General features: G+C 57.7%; 17 protein-coding genes. 12 read left to right on the top strand and 5 right to left on the bottom strand.

Annotation, left to right across the window (positions count from 1 at the left end; translation table 11 throughout):
* The first annotated feature begins 177 nt into the window (after positions 1 to 177).
* Positions 178 to 1,359: an MFS transporter gene (locus C1N60_RS16645; RefSeq protein ID WP_394521107.1), complete on the top strand. Its 1,182-nt coding sequence runs from the start codon at positions 178 to 180 to the stop codon at positions 1,357 to 1,359.
* Positions 1,360 to 1,451: 92 nt separating this feature from the next.
* Here the strand turns inward: C1N60_RS16645 and leuD are convergent, their stop codons facing one another.
* The 5 genes from leuD to leuL form a co-directional block, all read right to left on the bottom strand.
* A complete protein-coding gene (gene leuD / locus C1N60_RS16640; protein WP_058759635.1) occupies positions 1,452 to 2,057 on the bottom strand; it encodes a 3-isopropylmalate dehydratase small subunit in 606 nt (201 codons plus the stop codon).
* 3 nt (positions 2,058 to 2,060) lie between these two features.
* Complete coding sequence (leuC, locus tag C1N60_RS16635) at positions 2,061 to 3,467, bottom strand: 3-isopropylmalate dehydratase large subunit (RefSeq protein WP_127833668.1); 1,407 nt, start codon at positions 3,465 to 3,467, stop codon at positions 2,061 to 2,063.
* A 4-nt stretch (positions 3,468 to 3,471) separates the two neighbouring features.
* Positions 3,472 to 4,563: a 3-isopropylmalate dehydrogenase gene (leuB, locus tag C1N60_RS16630; protein WP_058759633.1), complete on the bottom strand. Its 1,092-nt coding sequence runs from the start codon at positions 4,561 to 4,563 to the stop codon at positions 3,472 to 3,474.
* A gap of 2 nt (positions 4,564 to 4,565) precedes the next feature.
* Positions 4,566 to 6,128, bottom strand: coding sequence for a 2-isopropylmalate synthase (gene leuA, locus C1N60_RS16625; RefSeq protein ID WP_021507571.1), 1,563 nt, complete (start codon positions 6,126 to 6,128; stop codon positions 4,566 to 4,568).
* 93 nt (positions 6,129 to 6,221) lie between these two features.
* Positions 6,222 to 6,305 (bottom strand): leu operon leader peptide, encoded by an 84-nt coding sequence (leuL, locus tag C1N60_RS16620; RefSeq protein ID WP_125308910.1) that lies wholly within the window; start codon positions 6,303 to 6,305, stop codon positions 6,222 to 6,224.
* 72 nt (positions 6,306 to 6,377) lie between these two features.
* Between leuL and C1N60_RS16615 the strand changes: the two genes are divergently transcribed.
* From C1N60_RS16615 to mraY, 11 genes are all read left to right on the top strand, one after another.
* The gene (locus tag C1N60_RS16615) at positions 6,378 to 6,617 is read left to right on the top strand and encodes a hypothetical protein (protein ID WP_282954734.1); all 240 of its coding nucleotides are present in this window, start codon (positions 6,378 to 6,380) and stop codon (positions 6,615 to 6,617) included.
* Between the two features lie 419 nt (positions 6,618 to 7,036).
* A complete protein-coding gene (gene ilvI, locus C1N60_RS16610) occupies positions 7,037 to 8,761 on the top strand; it encodes an acetolactate synthase 3 large subunit (RefSeq protein ID WP_031279705.1) in 1,725 nt (574 codons plus the stop codon).
* 2 nt (positions 8,762 to 8,763) lie between these two features.
* Entirely contained in the window at positions 8,764 to 9,255 is a 492-nt protein-coding gene (gene ilvN, locus C1N60_RS16605) for an acetolactate synthase small subunit (protein ID WP_010615603.1), read from the top strand.
* A 197-nt stretch (positions 9,256 to 9,452) separates the two neighbouring features.
* Positions 9,453 to 10,463: a catabolite repressor/activator gene (cra, locus tag C1N60_RS16600; protein ID WP_010615604.1), complete on the top strand. Its 1,011-nt coding sequence runs from the start codon at positions 9,453 to 9,455 to the stop codon at positions 10,461 to 10,463.
* A gap of 492 nt (positions 10,464 to 10,955) precedes the next feature.
* Positions 10,956 to 11,414 carry a division/cell wall cluster transcriptional repressor MraZ gene (mraZ, locus tag C1N60_RS16595; RefSeq protein ID WP_021507569.1) on the top strand — a complete coding sequence of 153 codons (459 nt, stop codon included), beginning with the start codon at positions 10,956 to 10,958 and terminating at the stop codon, positions 11,412 to 11,414.
* A 2-nt stretch (positions 11,415 to 11,416) separates the two neighbouring features.
* Positions 11,417 to 12,358: a 16S rRNA (cytosine(1402)-N(4))-methyltransferase RsmH gene (rsmH, locus tag C1N60_RS16590; protein WP_211724840.1), complete on the top strand. Its 942-nt coding sequence runs from the start codon at positions 11,417 to 11,419 to the stop codon at positions 12,356 to 12,358.
* Positions 12,355 to 12,675 (top strand): cell division protein FtsL, encoded by a 321-nt coding sequence (ftsL, locus tag C1N60_RS16585; RefSeq protein WP_021507567.1) that lies wholly within the window; start codon positions 12,355 to 12,357, stop codon positions 12,673 to 12,675. The genes rsmH and ftsL overlap by 4 nt, the downstream gene beginning before the upstream one ends.
* A 16-nt stretch (positions 12,676 to 12,691) precedes the next feature.
* A complete protein-coding gene (locus C1N60_RS16580) occupies positions 12,692 to 14,461 on the top strand; it encodes a peptidoglycan glycosyltransferase FtsI (RefSeq protein ID WP_088516656.1) in 1,770 nt (589 codons plus the stop codon).
* Entirely contained in the window at positions 14,448 to 15,935 is a 1,488-nt protein-coding gene (gene murE, locus C1N60_RS16575; RefSeq protein WP_394521106.1) for a UDP-N-acetylmuramoyl-L-alanyl-D-glutamate--2,6-diaminopimelate ligase, read from the top strand. The genes C1N60_RS16580 and murE overlap by 14 nt, the downstream gene beginning before the upstream one ends.
* Positions 15,932 to 17,293: a UDP-N-acetylmuramoyl-tripeptide--D-alanyl-D-alanine ligase gene (murF, locus tag C1N60_RS16570; protein WP_394521105.1), complete on the top strand. Its 1,362-nt coding sequence runs from the start codon at positions 15,932 to 15,934 to the stop codon at positions 17,291 to 17,293. Before murE ends, murF begins: the two co-directional genes overlap by 4 nt.
* Positions 17,287 to 18,369 carry a phospho-N-acetylmuramoyl-pentapeptide-transferase gene (mraY, locus tag C1N60_RS16565; protein WP_021507563.1) on the top strand — a complete coding sequence of 361 codons (1,083 nt, stop codon included), beginning with the start codon at positions 17,287 to 17,289 and terminating at the stop codon, positions 18,367 to 18,369. Before murF ends, mraY begins: the two co-directional genes overlap by 7 nt.

Here is an 18,369-nt window from a genome sequence, read left to right as displayed (position 1 = left end):
CGGGAGGCATTCAGCAATGAATGGCGCTCTGCCAGCGGTTCCGCCGACGTGGAACCTTTTCTGAGTAGGGTGCAATTTCACCGCCAGCGGAGTTTTTCTCTGCTGGCTTTTTTCGTTTTGCTGTGGAATCTTCTACGCTGTTTTTTTCCCGGTCTTTTTCCTCAAAGGGATTTCTGCATGAAATCGCTGTTACCGCGGCCGCGCCGCCTGAATCCGGTTTACCTCTCCTTTATGGCGGTGTCGTTTATGGTCGGCGTGGCGGGGGCGTTACAGGCGCCGACGCTCAGCCTGTTTTTGACGCGCGAGGTGCAGGTGCGGCCGTTCTGGGTCGGCCTGTTCTTTACCATCAACGCCGTCGCCGGGATCGTGATCAGCCTGCTGATGGCGAAGCGTTCGGATAACCGTGGCGATCGCCGTCATCTGATCCTGTTTTGCTGCCTGATGGCGGTGGCCAACGCGCTACTGTTTGCCTTTAACCGTCACTATCTGACGCTCATCACCCTCGGCGTGCTGCTGTCGGCGCTGGCCAGCGTGGCGATTCCGCAGATCTTCGCGCTGGCGCGGGAATATGCCGATCAGTCGGCGCGTGAAGTAGTGATGTTCAGTTCGGTGATGCGCGCGCAGCTGTCGCTGGCGTGGGTGATTGGGCCGCCGCTGTCGTTCGCGCTGGCGCTCAACTACGGCTTCATCACGCTGTTCTGCGTGGCGGCGGTGATTTTTCTGCTGAGTATGCTGCTGATCTGGCGCACGCTGCCCTCGGTGCCGCGCATCGCCGCCACGCCGGAGCAGGTGCTGATGCAGCTCAGCCCGTGGAAAGACAGCCAGGTGCGGCTGCTGTTTATCGCCTCGGTGGTGATGTGGGCGTGTAATACCATGTATATCATTGATATGCCGCTGTATATTAGCGCAACCCTTGGCCTGCCGGAGAAGCTGGCGGGTCTGCTGATGGGCACAGCCGCCGGGCTGGAGATCCCGATCATGCTGCTGGCCGGCCATTACGCGAAGCGCTACGGCAAGCGCAAGCTGATGCTGCTGGCGCTGGTGGCAGCGATTGTGTTTTATCTCGGGCTGGTGCTGTTCCGTTCTCAAACCGCGCTGATGGTGCTGCAGCTATTTAACGCCGCGTTTATCGGCATCATCGCCGGCATAGGTATGCTGTGGTTTCAGGATTTGATGCCGGGCCGTGCCGGTGCGGCGACCACCATGTTCACCACCTCGATTTCAACCGGGTTGATTATCGCCGGCCTGATCCAGGGGATACTGAGTGAGCGCTTTGGTCATGAGTCGGTGTACTGGCTGGCGCTGGTGATGGCGGTGGTGGCGCTGGTGCTGGCGGCGCGGGTACGGGATGCGCGGTGAGGGCGGTGTGGAGATTGAAGGTCGCCATCAATGGCGACCAAATTACTGACGCGTTTGCTGTAGGGTGCGCCTTGCTGCGCACCGGGTAAACCTTAACGCAGAAACGCTGGCTGGCTGGATTCGTAGCTGGCGATGGACGCTTCATGCTGCAGCGTCAGGCCAATGCTGTCGAGGCCGTTGATCATGCAGTGACGGCGGAAGCTGTCGATTTCAAAGCTATAAACCTTGTCGCCGGCGGTGACGGTCTGCGCTTCGAGATCGACGGTGAAGCGGATGCCCGGCTGCGCGGCCACCAGTTTGAACATTTCATCGACCTGCTCTTCGCTCAGCTTCACCGGCAGCAGCTGGTTGTTGAAGCTGTTACCGTAGAAGATGTCGGCGAAACTCGGCGCAATCACCACGTGAAAACCGAAGTCGGTCAGCGCCCACGGCGCGTGTTCACGCGAGGAGCCGCAGCCAAAGTTCTCGCGCGCCAGCAGGATGCTGGTGCCTTTGAACTCCGGCTTATTCAGCACGAAGCTGGCGGTCGGCTGGGTGCCGGCATCATCATCAAAACGCCAGTCGTGGAACAGGTGCGCGCCAAAGCCGGTGCGCGTCACTTTCTGCAAAAACTGCTTCGGGATGATGGCATCGGTGTCGACGTTTGCGGCATCCAGTGGGGCCACAATCCCGGTGTGTTGGGTAAATTTGTTCGCCATGGCTTAAGCTCCCTGAGTCAATTCACGAATGTCGGCAAAACGACCGGTTACCGCCGCCGCAGCAGCCATCGCCGGGCTCACCAGATGGGTGCGACCGCCGCGACCCTGGCGACCTTCAAAGTTACGGTTACTGGTTGAGGCACAGCGCTCGCCCGGATTCAGACGATCGTTGTTCATCGCCAGGCACATCGAACAGCCCGGCAGACGCCATTCAAAACCGGCTTCGAGGAAGATTTTGTCCAGGCCTTCGGCTTCAGCCTGCGCTTTCACCGGACCAGAACCCGGCACCACCATCGCAACTACGCCCGGCGCCACTTTGCGGCCTTTGGCGATCGCGGCAGCCGCGCGCAGATCTTCGATACGTGAGTTGGTGCAGGAACCGATAAACACTTTATCGATCGCTACCTCAGTCAGTTTGATGCCCGGCTGCAGATCCATATAGGCCAGCGCTTTCTCGGCGGAAGCACGTTCAACCGGATCGGCAAACGAGGCCGGATTCGGGATGGCCTGATCCACGGCCATCACCTGGCCCGGATTGGTGCCCCAGGTGACCTGCGGCGCGATATCGGCAGCATTCAGGGTCACAACGGCGTCAAACTTCGCGTCGCTGTCGGACTTCAGGGTGCGCCAGTAAGCCACCGCCTGTTCCCACTGCTCGCCCTTCGGCGCAAACTGCTTGTCTTTCAGATAGGCAAACGTGGTGTCATCCGGTGCCACCAGTCCCGCTTTGGCGCCCATCTCAATCGCCATGTTGCACAGCGTCATGCGGCCTTCCATGCTCAGCGCTTCAATCGCCGGGCCACAGAATTCAACCACGTGACCGGTGCCGCCGGCGCTGCCGGTTTTACCGATGATCGCCAGTACGATGTCTTTGGCGGTGATGCCCGGCGCAGCTTCGCCCAGCACTTCAATCTTCATGGTTTTCGCCCGGCCCTGTTTCAGGGTCTGGGTGGCGAACACGTGCTCCACTTCGGAGGTGCCGATACCGAACGCCAGGGAACCGAAGGCGCCGTGCGTGGCGGTGTGCGAGTCGCCGCAAACGATGGTCATGCCCGGCAGCGTCATGCCCTGCTCAGGACCGATCACGTGCACAATGCCCTGGAACGGGTGGTTCAGGTCATACAGCTGAATGCCGAACTCAGCACAGTTCTTCATCAGCTCCTGCATCTGGATACGCGCCATTTCACCCGAGGCGTTGATGTCTTTGGTCTGGGTGGAAACGTTGTGGTCCATGGTGGCAAAGGTCTTCGACGGCTGGCGCACTTTGCGGCCGTGCGCACGCAGACCGTCAAACGCCTGCGGCGAGGTGACTTCGTGAATCAGGTGACGATCGATATACAGTAACGGCGTTTCGTCTGGCGCTTCGTGAACGACATGTGCATCAAATAACTTCTGGTATAAGCTTTTCATTTTGTTATTTTTCCTCGCTGATGTAACCGGCAATGATGCTGCCCATTTCATCGGTGCTCACGGCAGGGCCGTCACCGGCCAAATCACGGGTGCGATGGCCCGCTTCCAGCGCACGGCTTACCGCGCGCTCAATGCTATCCGCAGCGGCGTCAGCGTTCAGGCTGAAACGCAGCAGCATCGCCAGCGACAGAATCTGCGCAATCGGGTTAGCAATGTTCTGGCCGGCGATATCCGGTGCGGAACCGCCCGCCGGTTCGAACAGGCCGAATCCCTCTTCATTCAGGCTGGCCGAAGGCAGCATGCCCATCGAGCCGGTAATCATCGCGCACTCGTCCGACAGAATGTCACCAAACAGATTCGAGCAGAGTAAAACGTCAAACTGCGACGGATCCTTAATCAGCTGCATGGTGGCGTTGTCGATGTACATATGGCTCAGCTGCACATCCGGATAATCTTTTGCCACTTCGTTGACGATTTCACGCCACATCACCGAGGTCGCCAGCACGTTAGCTTTATCAACGGAAGTCACTTTGTTACGACGCTTGCGCGCAGCTTCAAAGGCGTTGCGGGCAATACGTTCGATTTCAAAACGGTGATAGACCTCGGTATCAAAAGCGCGTTCATGCGCGCCGCTGCCTTCGCGGCCTTTCGGCTGGCCGAAATAGATGCCACCGGTCAGCTCACGCACGCACAGGATATCGAAGCCGCGGGCGGCGATGTCACTGCGCAGCGGGCAAAATGCTTCCAGACCTTTGTACAGTGCCGCCGGGCGCAGGTTGCTGAACAGTTTGAAGTGTTTACGCAGCGGCAGCAGCGCACCGCGCTCAGGCTGGCCAGCCGGCGGCAGGTGTTCCCATTTTGGACCGCCGACCGAGCCGAACAGAATGGCATCGGCCTGCTCAGCACCGGCCACGGTGGCGGCGGGTAAAGGTTCACCGTGACGATCGATGGCGATACCGCCGACATCATATTCGCTGGTGGTGATGCGCATATCGAAGCGCGCGCGAATCGCGTCGAGAACTTTCATGGCCTGCGCCATCACTTCCGGACCGATTCCGTCGCCTGGCATTACCGCAATATGATAAGACTGAGTCATAGTTACACCGTTTCCTTCTGATCTTTAAATTTACGCTGCAATTCTTTTTCGACCTGCTTTGCCCGCCAGATGTTGTTCAGGGCATTCACCATCGCTTTCGCCGAGGATTCGACGATATCGGTCGCCAGGCCCACGCCGTGGAATTTACGCCCGTTGTAGTTGACCACGATATCGACCTGACCCAGCGCGTTTTCGCCGTGGCCTTTCGCGGTCAGCTTGTAGTTCACCAGCTCAGCATCGAAGCCGGTGATACGGTTAATAGCCTGATAAACAGCATCAACCGGACCGTTACCGGTGGCGGCGTCGGCTTTGGCCTCTTCGCCGCAGCCCAGCTGCACCGACGCCGTCGCAGTGACGCTGGAGCCTGTCTGCACGTTGAATTCGTTCAGCTGGAAGTACTCCGGCTCTTCATTCTGCTTATTAATGAAGGCCAGCGCTTCCAGGTCGTAATCGAACACCTGGCCTTTTTTGTCCGCCAGCTTCAGGAAGGCGTCGTACAGCGTATCCAGGTTGTAATCGGACTCTTTGTAACCCATCTCTTCCATACGGTGCTTCACGGCGGCACGGCCGGAGCGGGAGGTCAGGTTCAGCTGAATTTTGTGCAGGCCAATCGATTCTGGCGTCAGGATTTCGTAGTTTTCGCGGTTCTTCAGCACGCCATCCTGATGAATGCCGGAGGAGTGGGCGAAGGCGTTGGAACCGACCACCGCTTTGTTGGCCGGGATCGGCATGTTGCAGATCTGGCTGACAATCTGGCTGGTGCGGTAGATTTCCTGATGATTGATATTGGTGTGCACGTTCATGATCTGCTGACGGGTTTTAATCGCCATGATCACCTCTTCCAGCGCACAGTTACCGGCGCGCTCGCCCAGGCCGTTCAGCGTGCCTTCGACCTGACGCGCACCGGCCAGCACTGCCGCAATGGCGTTACCGGTCGCCATGCCCAGATCGTCATGGGTGTGTACCGACAGAATCGCTTTGTCGATGTTGGGTACGCGCTGTACCAGCTGACCAATAATGTTGGCGTACTCGCCCGGCAGGGTGTAGCCCACGGTGTCCGGAATATTGATGGTGGTGGCGCCGGCGTTGATTGCGGCTTCTACCATGCGGCACAGGTCGTCAATCGGCGTACGGCCACCGTCTTCGCAGGAGAACTCAACGTCATCGGTATAGTTGCGCGCCCGCTTAATCATGTGCACCGCGCGTTCAATCACTTCCGGCAGCGTGCTGCGCAGTTTAGTGGCGATGTGCATCGGCGAAGTGGCGATAAAGGTGTGAATACGGAAGGCGTCGGCCACGCGCAGCGATTCGTAAGCCGCGTCGATATCTTTCTCGACACAGCGCGCCAGACCACACACGCGGCTGTTTTTGATGGTCCGGGCAATAGTCTGCACGGATTCGAAATCACCCGGCGAAGAGACCGGAAAACCGACTTCCATTACATCCACGCCCATCCGTTCCAGCGCCAGGGCGATCTGCAGTTTTTCTTTAACACTCAGGCTGGCCTGTAATGCCTGTTCGCCGTCGCGCAGAGTGGTATCGAAAATTATTACTTGCTGGCTCATGGTCATCTTCCTTTTGCATTGACTTCGCCGGTGCTACGAGCATAAAAAAACCCGCGCAGTGGCGCGGGTTTTTTAACTTTCAGCAGGTTCGAATCAGTTGTTGATTTCGCCCACGAGTCTACCGCGCAAACTGGATGCGTTAAGTAGTAGACCGAGTAGACGAAAAGAACGTGACATGAATCAAACCTCGTAAAATGAGTGCTGCACATATTGGTACTGGATTCGCCTGGCGATGTCAACCCTAAGTGAATGGGTATTTCTCTGGCCGGAAAAGGGCGATGTGCTGGGATTATCGGCCATCACAGAGCATTGCCATTAATAAACGGTGGCTTAGCGCGTTATGCCACTTTAAAAAATCTTTTAAAAAAAGCGGATAATTTTAAGTTGCTGAATTATATGTTTTTAGTCAGGCTTATTCGTCAGGTGGAAAAACAAGATAAAGCTTGTTGCTTAGCAGATTGTGATGTGGAAGAGGGATTTAAGAGTTAATCACGCCAGAAACGCGGTAATGGAAAAAATTGTGGGCTAAACACGCTGGCAATATGAAAATCATATTTCTTACAACACGCTGTAAATAATCTGCAAACCAGCATTTTCCTCTGTCCATATGCCATCGCATTAGTTTATTCCTCCCGGGCGATAATCACGCGTCAGTGCCTTTTTTGCCACTGACAGCGCCGTGCCGCCTTATGACGTTTGCAGCCCGGGTTTTCTGCGGTTATGGTAATCGACCTACTCTCAAAAGAATCCACGCAGGTAGATTCCCTGTACCTGGAAGACGGAATGCATAGCGTCTTCTGAGCATAAACATAAGGTTTTGATCTTAATTGGCAATAAAGGGACAGATGCGAGCGGCACGCAGGATAGCGTTTGCTGGCGCAGCTGGCTCTCAAGCCTGGAGGCAGAAAATGGAGATGTTGTCAGGAGCCGAAATGGTCGTCCGTTCGTTAATCGATCAGGGCGTTAAGCAGGTATTCGGTTATCCGGGCGGTGCGGTGCTCGATATTTATGATGCGCTGCAAACGGTCGGTGGTATTGACCACGTGCTGGTGCGTCACGAGCAGGGCGCCGTACATATGGCGGATGGCCTGGCGCGCGCGACCGGCGAAGTCGGCGTGGTGCTGGTCACCTCAGGTCCTGGCGCTACCAACGCCATCACCGGCATTGCGACCGCTTATATGGATTCCATTCCGCTGGTGATCCTCTCCGGTCAGGTGCCGTCCTCGCTGATTGGCTATGACGCCTTCCAGGAGTGCGACATGGTGGGGATTTCGCGTCCGGTGGTGAAGCACAGCTTCCTGGTGAAAAGCACCGAAGAGATTCCGACAGTGCTGAAAAAAGCCTTCTGGCTGGCGGCCAGCGGTCGTCCGGGACCAGTGGTGATCGATCTGCCAAAAGATATTCTGAATCCGGCCAATAAGCTGCCGTACGTGTGGCCGGAAACCGTCAGCATGCGCTCTTACAATCCGACGCTGCAGGGCCACAAAGGCCAGATCAAGCGCGCGCTGCAGACGCTGCTGGCGGCGCACAAGCCGGTAATTTATGTCGGCGGCGGGGCCATTACTTCAGGCTGCGAGGCGGAACTGCTGCAACTGGCAGAGCAGCTGAATATTCCGGTCACCACCTCGCTGATGGGGCTGGGCGCGTTCCCGGGCACGCATCGCCAGTGCGTGGGCATGCTCGGTATGCACGGCACCTATGAAGCCAACATGACCATGCACAATGCCGATCTGATCTTTGGTATCGGCGTACGCTTTGACGACCGCACCACCAACAATCTGGCGAAGTATTGCCCGAATGCCACCGTGATGCACATTGACGTCGATCCGACCTCGATCTCCAAAACCGTCAGCGCCGATATTCCGATTGTCGGCGATGCCAGACAGACGCTGACGCAGATGCTGGAGCTGCTGGCGCAGAGTGAGGCGAAGCAGGAGCTCGACAGCCTGCGTGACTGGTGGCAGAGCATTGAAGGCTGGCGCAGCCGCAAGTGCCTGGAGTTTGACCGTACCAGCGACAAAATCAAACCGCAGGCGGTGATCGAAACCATTTGTCGTCTGACGCACGGTGAGGCGTATGTGACCTCGGACGTCGGCCAGCACCAGATGTTCGCCGCGCTTTACTATCAGTTCGATAAACCGCGCCGCTGGATCAACTCCGGCGGCCTCGGCACTATGGGCTTTGGCCTGCCGGCGGCACTCGGCGTGAAGATGGCGCTGCCGCAGGAGACCGTAATTTGCGTGACCGGCGACGGCAGTATCCAGATGAACATTCAGGAGCTGTCGACCGCGCTGCAGTACGACCTGCCGGTGCTGGTGCTGAACCTGAACAACCGCTTCCTCGGCATGGTGAAACAGTGGCAGGACATGATTTACTCCGGCCGCCATTCACAATCTTATATGGAGTCGCTGCCGGACTTCGTGCGCCTGGCGGAAGCCTATGGCCACGTGGGCATCGCGATTCAGCATCCGGCTGAGCTGGAAGAGAAGCTGCAGCTGGCGCTCGACACGCTGGCGAAAGGGCGTCTGGTGTTTGTGGATGTCACGGTGGACGGCAGCGAGCACGTCTACCCGATGCAGATTCGCGGTGGCGCGATGGATGAGATGTGGTTGAGCAAAACGGAGAGGACTTAATTATGCGTCGTATTTTATCAGTTCTGCTGGAGAACGAATCCGGCGCATTGTCGCGCGTGGTGGGGCTGTTTTCCCAGCGCGGCTATAACATTGAGAGCCTGACCGTCGCGCCGACCGACGATCCTACCCTGTCGCGCATGACCATTCAGACCGTGGGCGACCAGAAAGTGCTGGAGCAGATCGAAAAGCAGCTGCACAAGCTGGTGGACGTGTTACGCGTCAGCGAACTGGGGCAGGGCGCTTACGTCGAGCGTGAAATCATGCTGGTGAAGATTCAGGCCAGCGGGTACGGTCGCGAAGAGGTAAAACGCAGCGCGGAAATTTTCCGTGGGCAGATCATTGATGTGACGCCGACGCTGTACACGGTTCAGCTGGCCGGCACCAGCGATAAACTCGACGCGTTCCTCAACACCGTGCGTGAAGTGGCGGAAATCGTTGAAGTGGCGCGTTCCGGCATCGTCGGGGTATCACGCGGCGATCGCGTAATGCGTTAATACCGCAAAGTTATCATCGGTTTTCAAGCTAACCCGGCGGAATGCCGGGTTTTTTTATTTTATGCGCTTCGGCCGCTTGTGCATGAAAAGCGGTTGCTCAGCGTACTGTTCTGCGGTTAGATGTTACAAATGTTTTACCCTTAGCTACTCTGCGGACATTTTCGCCAGCCCTGGCTTATCAGAATTAAGGTGTCATCGTGAAACTGGATGAAATTGCGCGCCTGGCGGGCGTGTCGCGCACCACGGCGAGCTATGTCATCAATGGCAAAGCGCGGCAGTATCGTGTCAGCGACAAAACCGTTGAGAAAGTCATGGCGGTGGTGCGTGAGTACAACTATCACCCCAACGCGGTGGCTGCGGGCCTGCGCGCCGGACGCACCCGTTCGATTGGTCTGGTGATCCCCGATCTGGAAAACACCAGTTATACCCGCATCGCCAACTATCTTGAACGCCAGGCGCGTCAGCGCGGCTATCAGCTGCTGATTGCCTGTTCCGAAGATCAGCCGGATAACGAAATGCGCTGCATTGAGCACCTGCTGCAGCGTCAGGTGGATGCGATCATTGTCTCCACGTCGCTGCCGCCGGAACATCCGTTCTATCAGCGCTGGGTCAACGATCCGCTGCCGATTATCGCGCTGGACCGCGCGCTGGATCGTGAACACTTCACCAGCGTGGTCGGTGCCGATCAGGATGACGCGCAGGCGCTGGCGGCTGAATTGCGTCAGCTGCCGGTAAAAAATGTGTTGTTTCTCGGCGCGCTGCCGGAGCTGTCGGTCAGCTTCCTGCGTGAAATGGGTTTCCGCGAGGCGTGGCAGGGCGATGAGCGCCCGATCGATTTCATCTATTGCAACAGCTTCGACCGCGCCGCTGCGGCGACGCTGTTTGAAAAATACCTTGAAGACCACGCGATGCCCGAAGCGCTGTTTACCACCTCGTTTGGCCTGTTGCAGGGGGTGATGGACGTGACGCTGAAGCGTGACGGCCGCTTGCCAACTGACCTGGCTATTGCAACTTTCGGCGACCACGAATTATTAGACTTTCTTGAGTGCCCGGTGCTGGCGGTAGGGCAGCGCCATCGCGATGTTGCTGAGCGTGTGCTGGAGCTGGTGCTGGCTTCGCTGGATGAGCCACGCAAACCGAAGCCAGGTTTAACCCGTATTCGCCGTAATTTATTCCGCCGCGGACAATTAAGTCGTCGCGCTAAATGAAGCGTCGGGCGAGACGTCGCCCGCGCTAATTTCTCTCATCCATATTTAACCAGACGCGCACGGGCGTAAAAAAGCGTAAATTATCATCGCCCCGGCTAACGAATTATCGGCGCTGGATTTTCTTATTTGTTTACATCTTCAGCAATCGCGCATAGCAGAGCTGACGCGATGGTGCTGGGCTTCCTTTCAGAAATCCCCTAAAATGCCGCCGCCGTCGCAGATTGGGGCAGAATAATCGCAGCGGTAAAATTGCGCTAATTTTCACCGATAAATCTGACGCAAATTTTTTTTATACTGTTATTCATCAGGTTAATTTTAAATTGACCATTCATTCTCCTCTTATTCTTCTCTCCGGTTAATTTCATTCGGTGTAAAGAGTGATATTCACTTGCCGTTGCGGCTTGACAAGGATTTCATCGGCTCCGTAAACTCGTTTCGTGGTAAAAAGTGGGATAAAGTGGTGAAAACGGGTAACTGAGGGGTAGGGCTGGCATGTTCCGTGGAGCAACGTTAGTCAATCTCGACAGCAAAGGGCGCCTGGCGGTGCCGACGCGTTATCGCGAATTGCTGCTCGCAGAGTCTCAGGGTCAAATGGTTTGCACCATTGACCTCCATCAGCCCTGCCTGCTGCTTTATACCCTGCCCGAATGGGAAATTATTGAGAAAAAACTGGCCCGGTTATCCAGTATGAATCCGAACGAGCGTCGCGTGCAGCGTCTGCTGTTAGGACATGCCAGCGAGTGCCAGATGGATAACGCAGGCCGTTTACTGCTGGCGAATACGTTGCGCCAGCATGCGAGCCTGACCAAAGAAGTGATGCTGGTTGGACAGTTCAACAAGTTTGAGCTGTGGGATGAACAGACCTGGTATCAACAAGTTAAGGACGATATTGACGCAGAACAGTCAGCTCAGGAGCCTTTATCTGAGCGGTTGCAGGACTTGTCGCTATAGCTATGCAGGAAAATTTTAAACACACCACGGTGCTGCTGGATGAGGCGGTTAACGGCCTTAATATCAGGGAAGACGGCATTTATATTGACGGCACCTTTGGTCGCGGCGGTCACTCACGCCTGATCCTGTCGCAGCTTGGCGCGCACGGACAGTTACTGGCGATCGACCGCGATCCGCAAGCCATAGCCGCAGCCGCTGAGATAAAAGATCCACGTTTCTCGATTGTGCACGGGCCGTTTTCAGCGCTGGCTGAGTATGTCGAAGAGCGCGGGCTGACCGGAAAAATCGACGGCGTACTGCTGGATTTGGGCGTCTCTTCGCCTCAGCTGGACGACGCCGAGCGCGGTTTCTCCTTTATGCGCGACGGGCCACTGGATATGCGTATGGATCCGACGCGCGGTCAGTCGGCAGCCGAGTGGTTGCAGAGCGCGGAAGAGGCAGATATTGCGTTTGTGCTGAAAACCTACGGCGAAGAGCGCTTCGCGAAACGCATCGCCCGCGCCATTGTCGAGCGCAACCGGGAACAGCCGATGACGCGCACCAAAGAGCTGGCCGATCTGATTGCGGCGGCAACGCCGGTAAAAGATAAGTTTAAGCATCCGGCGACGCGCAGCTTCCAGGCGATACGCATCTGGATCAACAGTGAGCTGGAAGAGATCGATATCGCGCTGAAAGGGGCATTAACGGTGCTGGCACCGGGCGGGCGTTTATCCATCATCAGCTTCCACTCGCTGGAGGATCGGCTGGTGAAGCGCTTTATGCGTGACCAGAGCCGCGGACCGCAGGTGCCGGCCGGGATTCCGATGACCGAGAGCCAGCTGAAAGCGCTGGGCGGACGTGAACTAAAAACCCTCGGCAAGCTGATTCCTGGCGAAGCGGAAGTCCAAGACAACCCGCGCGCGCGCAGTTCGGTCCTGCGTATCGCTGAGAGAACCGCATCGTGATTGGCAATGAGCGTCACAGCCTGCCCGGCGTCATTGGTGGCGATCTGCTGCGTTTTGGCAAGATCCCGCTGCTGCTGCTGATCGCCGTGCTGGTTTCTTCGGTGCTGGTGGTGACCACCACGCATAAGACCCGTCTGCTGACGGCGCAGCGTGAGCAGCTGGTGCTGGAGCGTGATGCGCTGGATATCGAATGGCGCAACCTGATCCTCGAAGAGAATGCGCTGGGCGATCACAGCCGGGTAGAACGGATAGCAACCGATAAGCTGCAGTTGCAGCATGTTGATCCTTCACAGGAAAATATTGTGGTGCAGAAATAAGGAATCGCAGACCTCAATGAGCGGCGCAGGCAAAACGCTGAAGTTAAGAAAACAGGAAGATAAGGCCAGCTTTGTAAGCTGGCGTTTTGCGTTGCTGTGCGGCTGTATTCTTCTGGCGCTGGGCGGATTGCTGTCGCGCGTGGCGTGGCTGCAGGTCATTAGCCCGGATAAGCTGGTGAAGGAAGGCGATTTACGTTCGCTGCGCGTGCAGGAAGTGCCTACCGCACGCGGCATGATCAGCGATCGCGCCGGACGCCCGCTGGCAGTAAGCGTGCCGGTTAACGCCATCTGGGCCGATCCCAAAGAGCTGACCGAGCACGGCGGCGTCACCGTTGATAGCCGCTGGAAAGCCTTGTCGGATGCGCTGTCGATCCCGCTGGATCAGCTGGCGGCGCGCGTCAACGCCAACCCAAAAGGGCGCTTTATTTACCTCGCCCGTCAGGTTAACCCGGCGATTGGCGAATACGTGAAAAAGCTCAAGCTGCCCGGTATTTACCTGCGCCAGGAGTCGCGCCGCTACTATCCCGCCGGCCAGGTCACTGCCCACCTGATTGGCTTCACCAACATTGACGGCCAGGGCATTGAAGGCATCGAGAAGAGCTTTGATAAATGGCTGACCGGCGAGCCGGGCGAACGTACCGTGCGCAAAGACCGCTACGGGCGGGTGATTGAAGATATCTCCTCGGTCGACAGTCGCGCCGCGCACAACCTGACGCTGAGCATCGACGAGCGCCTGCAGGCGCTGGTGTACCGCGAACTGAACAATGCCGTTGCCTTCAACAAAGCCGAATCGGGCACTGCGGTGCTGGTGGACGTGAACACCGGCGAAGTGCTGGCGATGGCCAACAGCCCGGCTTACAACCCCAATAATCTCAGCAACACGCCGAAAGACGTCATGCGTAACCGCGCTATTACCGACATCTTCGAGCCAGGTTCCACCGTGAAGCCAATGGTGGTGATGACCGCACTGCAGCGCGGCGTGGTGAAAGAGAACAGCGTTCTGAACACCGTGCCGTATCGCGTCAATGGCCATGAGATCAAAGACGTGGCGCGCTACAACGAATTGACCCTTACCGGGGTTCTGCAGAAGTCGAGTAACGTCGGGGTTTCGCGCCTCGCGTTAGCGATGCCCTCCTCAGCGCTGGTAGAAACTTACGCGCGCTTTGGCCTGGGTAAACCGACCAATTTGGGGCTGGTCGGGGAAAGTAGTGGCTTATACCCTCAAAAACAACGGTGGTCTGACATAGAGAGGGCCACCTTCTCTTTCGGCTATGGGCTAATGGTAACGCCGTTACAGTTAGCGCGAGTCTACGCAACCATTGGCAGCTACGGCATCAATCGCCCGCTGTCGATTACCAAAGTTGACCCGCCGGTGGCGGGCGAGCGTGTTTTCCCGGAAGACCTGGTGAAAACCGTGATGCACATGATGGAAAGCGTGGCGCTGCCGGGTGGCGGTGGTGTTAAAGCCGCCATCAAGGGCTATCGCATCGCGATCAAAACCGGTACCGCGAAAAAAGTCGGGCCGGACGGACGCTACGTCAATAAATACATTGCTTACACCGCGGGCGTTGCGCCTGCCAGTCACCCGCGTTTTGCGCTGGTGGTGGTAATCAACGATCCCCAGGCCGGTAAATATTATGGTGGTGCGGTTTCTGCACCGGTATTTGGCGCCATCATGGGCGGTGTGCTGCGCACCATGAACATTGAACCGGATGCGCTGCCAACGGTGGATAAAAACGAGTTGGTGAAGAATAAGAGAAGTGAGGAATCAAGTGACAGATCGTAACCTGCGCGACTTGCTGGCCCCGTGGGTGCCTGGCGCGCCGGCGCGTCCACTCCGTGACATGACACTGGACAGCCGCGCTGCGGCTGCTGGCGATCTGTTTATCGCCGTGGCGGGCCATCATGCTGATGGACGTCGATTTATTCCACAGGCCATCGCCCAGGGTGTGGCGGCGGTCATTGCCGAGGCTGAAGGCGAAGCCAGCGATGGGGATATCCGCGAGATGCACGGCGTCCCGGTTATCTATCTGGCCCAGCTGCCGCAGCGCCTTTCCGCGCTGGCCGGGCGTTTCTACCAGCAGCCGGCTGAAAAATTAAAGCTGATTGGTGTGACCGGCACTAACGGCAAAACCACCACCACGCAGCTGATTGCGCAGTGGGCCAACCTGCTGGGCGAAACCGGCGCGGTGATGGGCACGGTGGGCAATGGCCTGTACGGTCAGCTGGTGCTGAGTGAAAACACCACCGGTTCGGCGGTAGATGTACAGCATATTCTGCACGACCTGGTCGGGCAGGGGGCTACCGTGGCAGCGATGGAAGTTTCTTCGCACGGTCTGGTGCAGCATCGCGTGGCCGCGCTGCCGTTTGCCGCCGCGGTATTTACCAATCTGAGTCGCGATCACCTTGATTATCACGGTGACATGCAGGGCTACGAATCGGCCAAGTGGCTGCTGTTCTCTGAGCATCAGGTAGGCGAGGCCATCATCAACGCTGATGATGAAGTGGGCCGCCGCTGGCTGGAAAAATTACCGGATGCCGTGGCTGTCACGCTGGGCAACAACCTGCAGCCCGGCTGTCGTGGCCGCTGGCTGCAGGCGACGGCGATCGATTATCACGACGGCGGCGCACACGTGCAGTTCAGTTCGAGCTGGGGCAAAGGCGAGTTTGACAGCCGCCTGATGGGCGCCTTTAACGTCAGCAATCTGCTGCTGGCGCTGGCGACACTGCTGACGCTGGATTATCCGCTCGACACGCTGGTGGCCAGTGCCAGCCAGCTGCAGCCGGTGTGCGGTCGTATGGAAGTGTTCACCGCCGCGCACAAGCCGACGGTGGTGGTGGATTACGCACATACGCCAGACGCGCTGGAAAAAGCGCTGGAAGCGGCCCGGCTGCACTGCATGGGTCAGCTGTGGTGCGTATTTGGCTGCGGTGGCGACCGTGACAAAGGCAAACGTCCACTGATGGGCGCGATTGCCGAACAGTTTGCCGATATCGTGGTGATCACCGATGACAATCCGCGGAGCGAAGAGCCGACGGCGATTGTTAACGACATTCTCACCGGCCTGCTCGATCCGGGCCGCGCCCGCGTTATTGCAGGACGAGCGCAGGCGGTCACCCATGCGGTGATGCAGGCCAGCGCCGACGACATCGTGCTGGTGGCCGGTAAAGGCCATGAAGATTATCAAATCATCGGCAACCGCCGCCTTGACTACTCTGACCGCGACACCGTCGCCCGTTTGCTGGGGGTAATGGCATGATTCCGGTTACGCTGAAAACCCTGGCAGAGATTAGCGGTGGGCAGCTGCACGGCAGCGATCTCACTATTGCGGAAGTCACCACGGATACCCGTAAAGTTACCCCAGGCAGCCTGTTTGTGGCGCTGGTGGGCGAACGTTTTGATGCGCACGATTTTGCCGCCGACGCTATCGCCAGTGGCGCACAGGCGCTGCTGGTGAATCGTCGTTTAGCGGTTGACGTGCCGCAGGTGGTGGTTGCTGACACGCGTATCGCCTTTGGTCAGCTCGGCGCCTGGGTGCGTCAGCAGTCGAAAGCGCGCGTGGTGGGGCTGACCGGCTCCTCCGGTAAAACCTCAGTAAAAGAGATGACCGCGGCGATTCTGCGCCAGTGCGGTGAAACGCTGTATACCGCCGGCAATCTCAACAACGATTACGGCGTGCCGATGACGCTGCTGCGTCTTACCCCGCAACACGCGTATGCCGTGATTGAAATGGGCGCGAACCATCAGGGTGAAATCGCCTACACCACCAATCTGGTGCGTCCGGAAACCGCGCTGGTTAACAATCTGGCGGCGGCGCATCTGGAAGGCTTCGGTTCACTGGCGGGCGTGGCAAAAGCCAAAGGCGAAATCTTTGGCGGCTTACCGGTGCACGGCACCGCAATCATCAACGCCGACAGCAACGATCTGCCCAACTGGCAGCCGCAGTTCGCTGACAAAACCCTGTGGCGCTTTTCGCCGCAGCCGATGGCAGACGCGGAGTTCCGCGCCAGCGATATCGTACTGCGCGCTGACGCCACGCTGTTTACCCTGCACACGCCGCGCGGCGACATCGCCGTCGAACTGCCGCTGCCGGGCCGGCACAATATCGCTAATGCGCTGGCTGCTGCCGCGCTGGCGCTGTCGGTTGACGCGCCGTTAACCGCTATCCAGTCTGGCCTTAAAACCTTACAGCCCGTTCCTGGGCGCCTGTTCCCGATTCGCCTCGCCGGTAATCAGCTGCTGCTGGATGACAGCTACAACGCCAACGTCGGTTCGATGACCGCCGCTGCGCAGGTGCTGGGCGATATGCCGGGCTTCCGCGTCATGGTGGTCGGCGACATGGGCGAGCTGGGCGACGAAGCCGAAGCCTGTCATCGTCAGGTGGGCGAAGCGGCGAAAGCCGCTGGTATTGATTGTGTGCTGAGCACCGGCAGCTTCAGCCATTTGATTAGTGAAAGCAGCGGCCGGGGCGAACATTTCGCCAGTAAAGCTGAACTGACTGAACGTTTACGCACGCTGCTGTCCCAACATGCGGACATCACTATTTTGGTTAAAGGTTCACGTAGTGCCGCCATGGAGCAGGTAGTACAGAGCTTACAGGAGAAAGGAACATGCTAGTCTGGCTGGCCGAACATCTGGTCGCATTTTATTCCGGCTTTAACGTCTTTTCCTATCTGACGTTTCGCGCCATTGTCAGCCTGCTGACCGCTCTGTTCATCTCTTTATGGATGGGCCCGCGCCTGATCGCCTGGCTGCAGAAACTGCAGATTGGCCAGGTGGTACGTAACGATGGTCCGGAGTCGCACTTCAGCAAGCGCGGCACGCCGACCATGGGCGGCATAATGATTCTGACCTCCATCACGGTTTCGGTGCTGATGTGGGCTTATCCGTCCAATCCTTACGTCTGGTGCGTGCTGGTGGTGCTGGTCGGTTTTGGCGTAATTGGCTTTGTTGATGACTATCGCAAAGTGGTGCGTAAAGACACTAAGGGCCTGATCGCGCGCTGGAAATATTTCTGGATGTCGGTGATTTCGCTCGGCGTGGCGTTCGCGCTGTTCATCGCCGGTAAAGATACGCCTGCCACACAGCTGGTGGTGCCGTTCTTCAAAGATGTTATGCCGCAGCTCGGCCTGTTCTACGTGGTGCTGGCCTACTTTGTGATTGTCGGAACCGGTAATGCGGTAAACCTGACAGACGGTCTGGATGGTCTGGCCATCATGCCAACGGTGTTTGTCGCGGCGGGATTTGCGCTGGTGGCCTGGGCGACCGGTAACGTGAAATTTGCCGAGTATCTGCACATCCCGTATCTGCGCCACGCCGGTGAGCTGGTGATTGTCTGTACCGCGATTGTCGGGGCCGGTCTCGGCTTCCTGTGGTTCAACACCTATCCGGCGCAGGTCTTTATGGGCGACGTGGGTTCGCTGGCGCTGGGCGGCGCACTGGGTACGCTGGCAGTGCTGCTGCGTCAGGAATTTTTGCTGGTGATCATGGGCGGCGTATTTGTGGTCGAGACGCTGTCGGTGATTCTGCAGGTGGGTTCGTTCAAGCTGCGCGGTCAGCGTATTTTCCGCATGGCACCGATTCACCACCACTATGAACTGAAAGGCTGGCCGGAGCCGCGCGTGATCGTGCGCTTCTGGATTATTTCGCTGATGCTGGTGCTGATTGGCCTGGCAACGCTCAAGGTACGTTAA

The organism is Pantoea sp. SGAir0184 (assembly GCF_043544755.1).
Note: the sequence above shows the minus strand (reverse complement) of the source record. Positions and strands in the feature narration are given on the sequence as shown.